Raw genomic sequence first — 12,490 nt, 5'->3', positions numbered from 1 at the left:
CTCAAAGTGAAAATACGTAGTGTATAATAATATCATATTCAGAAATTTGTAAATTTAATGGAGGGAAACTTGCGAATATCAGTAAATCAGAACATAAAGTTAGGAAGCAATGTTTATCATGTACAAACAGAATATTATAGAGTATCAAAAAAAATTGTTACAAACATTTTTAAAGGTGGTATGATTATTAAAAGACTTGAAAAGGAAATTGATACCGAAGAAAATATAGAAGAACAAACAAGAAATTTTCATGAGATTATTGTAAAACGAATTAGAAGTATCTATAAAAATTAATTTATAGAAAAACGACGGGCTAAAACCCCGCTTTAAAAAGCGGGGATACAGCAAAGGCACCCCGAAGGGGTGTTGACTTTGAACCAGTAATGGCTTACCTTGGGTTGTAATGATGAAAGTGAAAAGAGCAGTTGTTTTTGAACTTTCTCGTTTAACTGAAGAGCAGGAGATAATACTCGGATGTTTAACCTAACTACCTTGTGAAGAATAAATTAGCCAAACCCCATAAATTTGACCTATACAATAAGCTCAAATGTACTTCCATACACCTACGTTCCCTGCAATCCCGCTCAGCTCAAATAGTCCTTGAAGAACTGTCGAGAGGATGGGATAACTTCCTTAGATTTTTGGAAAACCCTAAAAAGTTTAAGAAGAAAGGGATAAAAGTAGTTAGACCACCGAAATTTGTGAATCCTGAAACACCTCATAGAGTGGTAACGTGGGATAAAACAGGATTCAGGATAAATAGAAGTAGAGTTAGATTGTCGATTTCAAGGGGTTTAAGGAAACACCTATTGGAAAAGTTTGGATTCTCACCAGAATTTTTGTGGATAGAGACAAGATACAAGGAGTTAGAGAAACTTAAAGCACTTAACGTTCAAATAGTTCCGTATAAGTCCTATGGATACGTAAGCTTTAAACTTGTAGTTGTGTATGAAGAGGAATTTCCCGAAGTTAAACCTAAAGGAAGCAAGGTATTAGCAATAGACTATGGAAAAACAAACTTTGCGACCTGTGTAATAGAAGGGAATCCTATTTCGTACATAATAGATGGAAAGGGGCTCAAGAGCTTGCTCTGGAAGAAGCTCAAGAAAATAGCGAGACTCCAGAGTAGATTGGACAATTTAAAAAACAAGGGACTACCGACAATAGCGTTAGAGAAGAAACTCCACAAGTTGTGGAAAAGCATAAAGAACCTGTTAAGGGACTATGCTCATAAAGTGAGTAACGTGATAAAAGAACTTGCGATTAGGAATGGAGTCAAAACGGTAGTAATAGGGAACATACAGGAATCAAAGAACAAAGAAAGTAACCTACCAGCGATAGTGAATCAGATGTTCAGACTAATGCCTCACGGACTTGTGTATAGATACCTTAAGTATAAGCTTGAACCGTATGGGATAGAAGTTCACCCACCGATAAATGAGAGCTATACTTCCCAGACCGACAGTTGTGATGAAAGCACAACTGTTTCAAAAAAAGGGAAAGGTCAGGGAAGGAGGATAAAGAGAGGACTTTTTCTGTCACCTGCTAAAGGAGTCATCAATGCGGATGTAAATGGAGCGAGGAATATCTTAAGGAAGTTCAAGAAAGGATGGTTTGACCTTGTAACAGGACTTGGGAAGGTAGTGAGAGTAAGGATCTACAAGTTCAATGAAAGTATCTCCGAATCTCTGCTTTTTGCAGGGATAGGAGTATGTGGTGGAGTGAACCCGCCACGAGGGATAAGGGCAGGGTAGCCTGTCAAACTCCCTCAGAAGCCTACGACTTTAGTCGTAGGTAGTTCACTGGAATAAATTGAAAGGAAGAAACAACATTTATGACCTTTGAAAATTTTTCCATACTGTTAAGTTCCTCTATATTTAAATCATATATAAGCTGCTTTAAATAATTTTTACATAAATCTTCACAAATAGAGATCTTTGAAGAGAAGTTCTTACATATCTCTTTATAAGAATCTAATCCTATTTTCTTTGATTTTATAAGTTTTTCATAAAACGTTATTACTTCCTCCCTCTTTTCTTTAAAAGAGTCCTTTCTTACGGCCCAAACTGCAAAAACAAATGGTAAACTAAATAGGTTAAACCACTCTTCTGCTAGATCGTATACGAAAGGAAACTTTTGGGTTTTAATCATTTTTAATGCATCATCTCCTATCGTTAAAAGCGCCGTTGGATTTTTTGGAAGATTTCCTTCTTTTAAAGAGTAAAAACGGTAATTCGGCTCTATTCCATAAACTTCTCTCAAAAGATACTTCAGAAGTTCCCTAGAAGTCATGGAGCTCCGTGTCAACCAAACATCCTTTCTGTGAAGCTGATGAATTGGAACAGTTGAAAGAAAAAGGACGCTAATAACTTTTTTCTTTGCAGAAATAGAAAGATTAGGTAAAAGCAAATAATTTTGACTGTTTTTCAAGTATTCGTAAGAGGAAATCACAGAAATATCTAATTTCCCTTCTCTTAACATTTTATTAAGCTCTGATGGAACTTCTTCTACAAAAACAACTCCTGAAGAATCAACTTTACCGCTAAGAAAACCATAATAAACTGGAATTGTATTAAGATACTCTATCTTACCGACTCTTAACATTAATTTTTAACCTCTCCAAAGTTCTACAAACTGAGCAAATAGAAGCAGTTGTCGGCATTTTGCAGATTTTACATTCATTAAGTTCAAGGTGTTCTTTTAATTCCTTTTCAAATATTGGCCGTGCTTTTTTAAGAAACTCTTTGTAAAATCTAAGTTTTGTTCCTGGCATTTCATGTTCTAACATTGCAAGAGAACGCTTATAAAGAATAGAAGTTGCTTCCTTAGCGTTTGGACATCCAGTCTCTAAGTACTCTATTTTGTTTAAGATAGCATAACTAACAATTTCTTTTTCAGTAAAGAAAACAAAAGGCTTTACTTTTCTCGCAAAGCCATTTTTTTCTGGTAAAACTGGATGTTGTCTTCCAAGATATCCAATTTCCCACCTAATTGTATTTGAAAGAAGAAGTGCAGATTCATCGTCTAAATTGTGACCAGTAGCAACAACTTTAAAACCTTGTTCCTTACAAATTTTGTTCATTAAGTATCTTTTAAAAGTTCCACACACAGAACAAACATCTTTTCGACCGCTTCCTTTGGCTATTTCTTCTATGGAATAACCGAACTCATCTTTGATATCAAAAATAATGAGAGGTCTTTCTATTCTTTCAGAAAATTTTTTACAAATATCAAGAGATTTTTTTGAATATTCCCAACCTTCTATACCTAAGCTTATGTGAAAACCGTAAGTTTTATAACCAAGTCTATGAAGAGCATACCAAAGAGAAAGACTATCCTTTCCGCCGGAAACTGCTATAAGAACTTTTTCATCTTTACTGAACATATTAAATTCTTTTATAGTTTTTGCCGTCTGTTTCTCAAACCATTCGATAAAATGCTCTTTACAAAGAGCTAACCTATGGTGTCTTATGTAAATAGAAGCTTTTGTTCTCTTTCCTTTGGACTTACAAATTCTACAGAGCACACTACCTCCTTAAATTTTTTAAAGTTTCAAGAATTTCTGAAACTGTAGTTGTTGCCGTTCCAAGTTTTCCAACAACAATTCCAGCTGCAAGATTTGCAATTTCTCCAGCTTCTTCAGGAGTTGCTCCTGAAGAAATAGCTAAGGTAAAAACACTTATAACGGTATCTCCTGCTCCTGTAACATCAAATACCTGTTTTGCTCTTGTCGGAATGTGCTTCTTAAACTTCCTTCCAATAATTGAAAGTCCTTGTTCGCTTCTTGTAATAACGGCATAATCAAGATTAAACCGTTCTATTAGCCTATTTCCTGCTTTTTCTGTATCTTCATTAGTTTCTGGTTTGATTCCGACTGCTTGAAAAGTTTCTTTAATATTAGGTGTCATAGTTGTAATATTTTTATAAAAAGGAAAGTTTTTTTCCTTCGGGTCAAGAATAATAGGTCTTTCTATTTTTATTTTACCCGTAATTTCAAAGAGCTCTGGAGTAACTACTCCCTTACCGTAATCGGAAATAATGACAGCGTCAAATTCTTTGTAGTTATCAGAAAGTACTTTTATTATTTCCTTTGAGACATCTTTTGAAACATAATCACTATTTTCCCAATCAACTCTTAAAAGCTGTTGTGCTCCTGCAACTATCCGTGTCTTAACAGTAGTTGGTCTATCTTTATCTTCTATAAGCCACTGTGTTTTAGCTTTAAGTTTTTGGAGGAGATCCTTTAATTTTTTTCCTTTTTCATCCTTACCTATAACACCAACAAGATAAGGAATAGCTCCAAGAGAAGAAAGGTTAGCTGCAACATTTGCTGCACCACCAGGCTTTATTGTTACTTCTTTTGCCTCAACCACGGGAACAGGAGCTTCAGGAGAGATTCTCTCTACTTTTCCAAATATATATTCATCTATCATAAAATCGCCAATGACCAATACCTTTTTCCCTTTGAAATTTTTAAGGATTTCTTCCCTAAACATTAGAGCAACCCTTCCTTTTTGAAGCTAAAGTAGGAATTACTACTCAAAACTATATGATCGAGAACTTCTATTTCAAGTAAGTATGCTCCCTCAAGTATTCTTTTGGTAACTTCTATGTCTTCTTTACTTGGAGTTGGATCGCCAGAAGGATGATTGTGAAAGAGAATAACTGCTGCTGCCATATCTTTTACTGCTGGATGAAAGACTTCTTTTGGAGAGATAGAAGTAAAGTTCATACCTCCTTTTGTTATTTCGTGAATAGAAATTAATTTTCCTTTAGTGTTAAGAGTGACTATTCCAAAAATCTCCACTGGTAGGTTATTTACTTTTGGCCAAATGAGATTGACTACATCCTCAGGAGATGTAATTTTGGGAGAATTACCATTACCTAGCAGAGCTCTTCTTCCAATTTCAAAAGAAGCTAAAAGTGTTACTGCTTTTGTTTTCCCAAGACCTTTGAATGAGACTAGCTCTTTTATGTGTGCTCGCGAAATTCCAGGAATTCCACCAAAGTATTCAAGAATCTCCCTTGATAAATCCAAAACATTTTTTCCTTTTAGTCCTGTTCTTAAAATAATAGCAAGGAGCTCTGAGTCTGTTAGATTCTCAACTCCGAACTTTAAAAGCTTTTCTCTTGGTCTATCCGATTCAGGAAGATCTTTTATGGTGTAAAAGGACATTCTTGATTCCTACTGTTATAAAAATTAAAGATGATTCCCCTCAAAAAGGGGAATCATAATCTATTATTCAGAGATTTCCCTTAAAACTCTTGCACATCTTTCACAAACATCTGGAAATTCACTATCCTGTCCAACGGTAGTACTATACATCCAACACCTTTCGCACTTTTGACCTTCAGCTTTTTTAACTTTTACTCTAACACCCTTTAAGATTTCATCATCTCCAACAGAACAACTTGGAGCTGCAGCAAACTGTTTAACTTCTGCTCCTGAAGTTATGAAGATATAAGGTAACAGTTCTTTATATCGTTCTAAAAATTCTCTTAGTTCTCCATCTACATAAACTGTGATGGAAGCTTCTAATGAGTGACCTATCATTTTGTGAGCTCTTGCTTTTTCTAGCGCTTTATTTACAAGAGACTTAACTTTCATCAACTTTTCCCATCTTTCAAGTAATTCTCCATCTGGACTTTCACAAAAGAGAGGAAACTCCTCTAAGAATACAGATTCTTTCTCTCTTCCCGGAATATAGGAATAGATTTCCTCCGCAGTAAAAGAAAGTATAGGAGCGATTAAAGTCGTAAGGCCATATAAAATTTTGTAAATTGCTGTTTGAGCACTTTTTCTTTTCTTGGAGTTAGGAGCTTCACAGTAAAGAGTATCCTTGAGAATATCAAGATAAATAGAACTTAGCTCTGTAGCACAGTAATCGTAAATTAGTCTATAGATTTTGTTAAATTTATAACTGTTATATGCATCTATAATTTCCTTAGCAAGGATAGAAAATCTATTAATAGCCCATTTATCAATTTCTTCTAATTCATCGTATACAAGAGACTCTTCAGGTGTAAAATCACTTAAATTTCCAAGCATAAATCTAAAGGTATTTCTTATCTTTTTATATACTTCAGCAACCTGTTTTAAAATGTTTTCTGAAATTTTTACGTCTTCTGTAAAGTTTTCACTGGCTACCCAAAGTCTTAGGATATCAGCTCCAAATTTCTTTACTACATCCTCTGGAGCAACAACATTTCCTAAGGATTTACTCATTTTATGGCCTTTTTCATCTAAGGTAAATCCATGAGTTAAAACAGATTTGTAAGGAGCTTCTTTCCTTGTTCCACAAGATTCTAAAAGACTTGCTTGGAACCAACCTCTATGCTGGTCAGAGCCTTCAAGATACATGTCAGCTGGCCAGGAAAGTTCTGGTCTTCTTTCAAGTACTGCTGCATGAGAAGAACCTGAATCAAACCAGACATCAAGAATATCCATTTCCTTCTTAAACTTTTCTCCACCGCACTTTGGACACTTAAAGCCTTCAGGAAGTAATTCCTTAGCCTCTCTCTTATACCAAGCATCAGCAGACTCTTTTTCAAAGATATTTGCAACATAATCTGCAATTTCTTTTGAATAAATAGTTTCTCCACATTCTTCACAGTAGAAAGCAACAATTGGTACTCCCCAAATTCTTTGCCTGGAAATACACCAGTCCGGCCTTCCTTCCACCATATTTTTGATTCTTGTTTTTCCCCACTCAGGAATCCACTGAACTTTGTCTATTTCCTTTAAAGCAACTTCTCTTAAAGTAGGATTTCCTTTATCCATAACAATAAACCATTGAGGAGTGGCTCTAAAAATCACCTTACCTTTACATCTCCAACAGTGAGGATAAGAGTGATTAATTTCTCCAGCAAAGAGGAGAGCTCCTATTTCTTTAAGCCTTTTAATAATTACAGGATTAGCCTCCCATATCTTTAATCCTTTAAGCCACGAAGGAGCTTCGTCGGTAAACTTTCCGTAATCATCAACTGGAACAAGAACTGGAAGGTTATACTTTAAACCTACCTGATAGTCTTCTTCCCCATGGCCTGGAGCAATATGAACAAGCCCTGTACCTGTATCTGCTGCTACATAATCAGCAAGTGTAACTTGTCCTTCTCTATCGATAAACGGATGTTCATATTTAATGCCTTCAAGTTCTATACCTTTAAATGTTTTAACAGTTTCTCCTAAAAGGTCTGTTTTCTCTCTAAAGTCTTCAAGAAGAGATTTAGCAATAATAAAGTGTTTTTCGCCAGAGTTTAAAACAACATACTCAAGTTCTGGATTGACAGCAACGGCAACGTTTGCAGGAAGAGTCCATGGGGTTGTTGTCCAAATAACAAGATAGGTGTTTTCGGGTAAGTTTATTCCCTTGTCATTAATTATCTTAAAAGCAACATAAATAGATGGTGATACTTCATCTGCATATTCTATTTCAGCTTCTGCAAGAGCAGTTACACAGTTAGGACACCAATAAACAGGTTTCTTTGCTCTGTGAACTAAACCTCTTTCATAAAATTTTCCAAGCTCTCTTACAATGTCTGCCTGATACTTTGGATCCATTGTTATGTATGGATTTTTCCAATCTCCAATAACTCCAAGTCTAATGAACTCTTCTCTTTGAATATTTACCCAGTTAGTAGCATATTCTCTACACTTCTTTCTGACATCAATAGGATCTACTTCGTCCTTTCTCTTTTTTAACTTCTGAAAGACAGCTCTCTCTATTGGAAGACCATGACAATCCCAACCGGGAACAAAAGGAGTTTGATAGCCTTGCATGGACTTTGACTTTACAACTATATCCTTAAGAATTTTGTTTAGAGCATGCCCGATATGGATATGACCATTGGCATAAGGAGGTCCATCGTGAAGGACAAACTTTCTGTCATATTTATGAGATTCTAAAAGCTTATTATAGAGATCTATTTCGTTCCAATACTTTAAAATTTCCTTTTCCTTCTTGGGAAGATTTCCCCTCATAGGGAATGATGTCTTCGGAAGATTAAGAGTATCTTTATAATCCTTTTTCTCCATTTATCTCCTCCAACTTGAGGCTTAATGAGAAGTAATTATATACTTTGAAAACTTAGAAAGTTGAGGAAAAAGAGTTAAAAGTTCAGTTTTATCTTTAAAAGGTCTTTTTAAAACTATTTCAGTAGCAAGTTTTTTAGAAATACCAGGAATATAAGAAAGAAGTTTGTGGGAAATATTGTTTATATTAATTGGTATAGGAATTCCAATTACAGAACGTTCTCTATGCCCTACAACAATTACATTCTTTACTTTAAAAAGCTCAAGCTTTTCTGGAATTCTTACCAAAACTGGATAACTGCCTATTTGCCTTCCAAGGGTATGTCCTCCGTCGTAGGCTTCAAGAAGTACTTCTTTAATTACTGTACCAACAGGAAATACTTTTTTCATCATCGGAAAGTCTATCTCTTCTCTTACAAACTGTTTAAATTTCTCAAACTCTTTTCTGTACTTGGTTCTTGCCTTTTTCACCATTTCAGAAATCTGTGTTCCTTCAAAAATCATAACCTGCCTTATATTTATCCTTCTAAGAAGTAATCCTTCATCAAGAATTGACTTTAAAAAATCTTTGTTCTTTTCAAAAGTCTTTTTAGTTTCGCCAGGTAAACCCACTAAAAAGTTTATTCCCGGAAGGAGTTTGTAAAGGCCATCCTTCCTTTCTTTAAAAGCACCAACTTCATTAACTATTCGAATAGCTTTTTTTATTCCTTCTGGGTTTACCTTGAGGTAGTTTTTCTTTATTACTTCCTCATCTGCAGTTTCAAGTCCAAAAGGAGCAACGTCACCTTCTGTATCGTGGTTTGCAATGCAGTAAAGAGCTCTTTTTGATTCTTCAGGATAAGCATCTATTGTTCCTGCATTTACGTTATCTATGTGAAGCGTCTTTATATCTCCTATGTTTCTTATGGAACGAAAAAGGTTACATATTACTTCAACATTTGGAATGGAGAATTCGCCAAAAGTGGAAATTGCTTTGTAGCCAAGTATATTTGGTTGTCTTCCTATTCTAAAATACTTAACTCCTGTGCTATAAAGAGCTTTTATTTCTTCAATTATCTTTTCTGGTTCTCTTTCATCCGGATGGCCATAAAAGGCTTCCGTACAGTAAGAGCAATGGTGTTTCCTTTCGCAACCCCTAAAAGTTTCTACTTCACAGATTACATAGGGAAAGTATGGATGTTCTTTAACTATAAAGGCTCCAAGTGGAGCAATTTTATCGATGTAGCTTGCAGTTCTTCTTTCTAAGAAAACACCTTCAGGTAATTGCGTACAACTTGTCAAAGTCTTTCCAATCTTATAAGCTGCAAGTTCAATATCTCCCTTTACAACCAAGTCGTAATTTTCAAAAAGAAGAGGTTTTGCTTTCACCCCTCCTTTTAAGGCAAATCCAAACTTTACAGGTCCTCCAACTACTTTGTAAATTGGAAGTTTTCCTATTTCTTCAATTTCTCTTTCTGTTATTGGTTTTCCTCCTAAATACCTTCCTGGTACTGTCATACCAGCTATAAGGAATATAGCGTCCGAGTCATTTAAAAGACTTCTTTTTTCTTCTGATTTTCTATATTCGTCTATGGTTAAATAGCTAATACTTTCTTCAGGAATTCCTGCAAGAACGAGAGCTCCAGCAACATACCTAACATAAGTAGAAATGTAAGGAGGAACTCCAAGACATGTAGGTTCATCTACATAACCGTCAAGAATTAATATCCTCAATTTCTTCCTCTCTATTAAGAAGATTGAAAAGAGTTGGTGCAAGTACTCCGGTAACAATTGAAAGAAGAATTAAGATATTTTCAAAGTGTTCGTCAATTACTCCTAACTTTTTACCTAGCTCTGCTGTAACTATCACAAGAGTTAAAGGAGCCGATAAAAGAAAACCTCCCGCTATTGCTTTTCTAAGTCCAAGACCTTCAAAAATCAGGAGTAGTGAAGGAATTATTTTTACACTAAAACTCGCAAGAACAAGAGTTCCAAGAAGTGAAAGTGTATGAATGTTAAGTTCTGGCATTTTAAAGTTTATGCCTACATAAATAAAAAATATAGGAACTAGAAAACCAAAACTTATACCTGAAAGTTTTTCTTCTATGCTTTCTGTATCTTCAAAAACAGTAGCAAAGATCATTCCTGCTATAAAAGCGCCTATTATTGGCTCTATGTGAATTATAGAGGCTGCTACTGAAAGCATAAACATCACTGCTAGACTTATTCTTATACCTATTTCTGACGGACTTTTTTCAAAGAAGAATTTGAAGCGATTAGGGTACCACCAAACAAAGCTTTTTAAAAAAAGTAAGACTAATCTAGCAGTAATTAAATACATAATTAGTTTCAAGATACCTATCCAAAACTCTATTCCAAAGTGAAATTCAATGTAGAGAGAAAAGAGAGTAAGAACCGCAATACTTACAACTTCTCCAACAATTCCTGTTAAAAATAAAGCTTTTCCAAAAGGAGTATTCAAAAGAGCTTTTTCTCTTAGAACAGAAACAACAATACCTACTGAAACAACGCCAATAGCTATTGAAACTATAGCAGGGAAAGAAAATTTAGAACCTATAAGAAATGCTAAAAAGAAAACAAAAAGAGGAATGGAAGTCAAAACTATCTTTGTTTTAAGACTCAAGGTACTAATTTCCTTAAGCTTTACTTCAAGACCGGCTACAAACATAAGAAGAAGAAAACCAAAGGATGCTAAAAAGTCTAACCATTGAGAAGGTTCTACTAAGTTAAGAACAGATTTCCCAAGAATTATTCCGTAAAGTATTTCTCCTACTGCTACAGGAATTTTCAAAATTTTGCTAAGAAAAGGTACAAATAAAATTCCCAAGGAAATTAAAATTATTGAAATAAGAGAACTCTCCATTTACTCACCCACGCATACTAAGATTGATGAACAGTTAGATCTATGAATCATATGATAAGGAGGATAAGGATTAAACCAGTTAGTTTTCCTTCCCTTCCTTGCTCCAACTATGGATAAGTCATAATTTTTAGAAATCTTTGCAAATTCGTTAACCGGATTCCCAGTACGTACTAAGAAGTCAATAGAAATTTTGTACATACTTGAAAACTTCACAATTTTGTCTTTAAGATAATTTACTTTTTCATCACTATTATTTAATCGAACATAAAGAGCTGTTAATTTTGCATCTAACAAAATGGAAAGTTCTATTCCAACTTCAAGAGCTCTAAAACTGCTAAAAGAACCTGAAACAGGAACTAAAATTTTATTAACAGGGGTTGTACCTTTTGCAATCATAACAGGTGAAAGAGTTTCTTCGGCTACTAAAATGGGAAAAGTCTTTATTCCAAAATAGAGGGGAAATTCCTTGTACTTATTAGACATAACAATTAAACCAAAATTTTCATCTTTAACTACTTCTTCTAAAAATTCTTTTTCGCAGAGCTTCAATTCTTTTAGATCTACTACCTTCTTTTCATTTGATGAAAACATATTTTTCAAATCAGAGGTTGCTTTAAAACAGGTATATATTGATACTTTAAGAAGTTTTGTATTTTCAAAGAAGAATCTTGCATCTTTTAAAACATTTTGATCTCTTTCTGGAAGAAAAATTAGTTCTTCTGTTCCAAACTGTAAAGGAAATTGAGGTTCTCCTGATCTTATAAGCCCTGCTATATACTTAAGAACTTTTGGATCTCCTACTATAAGAACCTTATCTCCGGGTTTTACTATAGTATTTCGCTGAGGAATTATAAGCTTGCTTCCTCGAAAGATTGCAACTATTTTCCATCTTCTAGATGAAAATTTTCCTACTGGATATCCAGCTATTATAGATGTAGGCATTACGGTTACTTCAACTATCTCTCCTTGGCCAAGCCCGATATTTGTGGGAGTTACTATTCCTGATTTGATCTGTCTTTCAAGAAGTGAAGCAGTTGCAACAGCCTTATCAACGTAGTTTATATCTTCCCTTTCGTACAATTCATCGTTTTCTGTGCTATTAGATACGGCAAAAACAGAAGGTACATCGAATTCTTTTGCTAATTTACACGCCTCTATGTTAACTTCATCGTCTCCTGTACAAGCTGCAAATACTTTTGCATCCTCTATTCCTGCTCTTTTAAGCATGAGTTTACTGGTACCGTCCCCTTGTAAAAGAACAACCTTATTCATTGATTCTGTATCAAGTAAATCCACTATTTTCTGTAGCTTTTCAGCATCTTCATCTATTACAGTTATAAACCAGTCTCTTTTTAATCTTTTTATAAGTTCTCTTCCAACCTCTCCTGCACCAACGATAACTAGTTTCATTAGTTCTCCTTATAGTGACATTATCTCAATTTATTATTATAGGAATTTATAGAAATTTTTCTCTTTTTGGAATTAAAAGGTTTTTATTTGAAGTTTAAGAATTTGTAGAAGATTTTAGGAAAAATTTTGCGCTAATCCTCTCCTTTTCAAAGGGGAGATACAGCGCACGGCGTAAGCCGTTTTTT

Annotated in this window: 10 protein-coding genes; 2 read left to right on the top strand and 8 right to left on the bottom strand. The window is 34.6% G+C overall.

Translation table 11 applies throughout. The features are described 5' to 3' along the window. The first annotated feature begins 69 nt into the window (after positions 1-69). Positions 70-294, top strand: a complete 225-nt coding sequence (locus tag DESTER_RS03325; protein WP_013638251.1) for a hypothetical protein — start codon at positions 70-72, stop codon at positions 292-294. Positions 295-494: 200 nt separating this feature from the next. Then, positions 495-1,754 carry an RNA-guided endonuclease InsQ/TnpB family protein gene (locus tag DESTER_RS03320; protein WP_052296556.1) on the top strand — a complete coding sequence of 420 codons (1,260 nt, stop codon included), beginning with the start codon at positions 495-497 and terminating at the stop codon, positions 1,752-1,754. Between the two features lie 22 nt (positions 1,755-1,776). On the opposite strand, the gene DESTER_RS03315 is transcribed toward DESTER_RS03320, so the two are convergent. The 8 genes from DESTER_RS03315 to DESTER_RS03280 form a co-directional block, all read right to left on the bottom strand. Next, positions 1,777-2,604 carry a menaquinone biosynthesis protein gene (locus DESTER_RS03315; RefSeq protein ID WP_013638250.1) on the bottom strand — a complete coding sequence of 276 codons (828 nt, stop codon included), beginning with the start codon at positions 2,602-2,604 and terminating at the stop codon, positions 1,777-1,779. Beyond that, positions 2,588-3,526, bottom strand: a complete 939-nt coding sequence (locus DESTER_RS03310; protein ID WP_013638249.1) for a PP-loop family protein — start codon at positions 3,524-3,526, stop codon at positions 2,588-2,590. Before DESTER_RS03310 ends, DESTER_RS03315 begins: the two co-directional genes overlap by 17 nt. A 1-nt stretch (position 3,527) precedes the next feature. Further along, positions 3,528-4,496 (bottom strand): D-glycero-beta-D-manno-heptose-7-phosphate kinase, encoded by a 969-nt coding sequence (gene rfaE1 / locus DESTER_RS03305; RefSeq protein ID WP_013638248.1) that lies wholly within the window; start codon positions 4,494-4,496, stop codon positions 3,528-3,530. Continuing rightward, positions 4,496-5,176: a RadC family protein gene (radC, locus tag DESTER_RS03300; RefSeq protein ID WP_013638247.1), complete on the bottom strand. Its 681-nt coding sequence runs from the start codon at positions 5,174-5,176 to the stop codon at positions 4,496-4,498. The genes rfaE1 and radC overlap by 1 nt, the downstream gene beginning before the upstream one ends. A gap of 63 nt (positions 5,177-5,239) precedes the next feature. Next, entirely contained in the window at positions 5,240-8,035 is a 2,796-nt protein-coding gene (gene ileS, locus DESTER_RS03295; protein WP_013638246.1) for an isoleucine--tRNA ligase, read from the bottom strand. Between the two features lie 21 nt (positions 8,036-8,056). Further along, positions 8,057-9,745, bottom strand: coding sequence for a radical SAM protein (locus tag DESTER_RS03290; protein WP_013638245.1), 1,689 nt, complete (start codon positions 9,743-9,745; stop codon positions 8,057-8,059). Next, positions 9,726-10,895, bottom strand: coding sequence for a cation:proton antiporter (locus DESTER_RS03285; protein ID WP_013638244.1), 1,170 nt, complete (start codon positions 10,893-10,895; stop codon positions 9,726-9,728). The genes DESTER_RS03290 and DESTER_RS03285 overlap by 20 nt, the downstream gene beginning before the upstream one ends. After that, positions 10,896-12,305, bottom strand: coding sequence for an NAD-binding protein (locus tag DESTER_RS03280; RefSeq protein ID WP_013638243.1), 1,410 nt, complete (start codon positions 12,303-12,305; stop codon positions 10,896-10,898). Between the last annotated feature and the right edge of the window lie 185 nt (positions 12,306-12,490).

The sequence above is a fragment of the Desulfurobacterium thermolithotrophum DSM 11699 genome, from assembly GCF_000191045.1.
Lineage (GTDB): Bacteria > Aquificota > Aquificia > Desulfurobacteriales > Desulfurobacteriaceae > Desulfurobacterium > Desulfurobacterium thermolithotrophum.
This window is presented reverse-complemented; position numbering and strand designations above follow the sequence as displayed.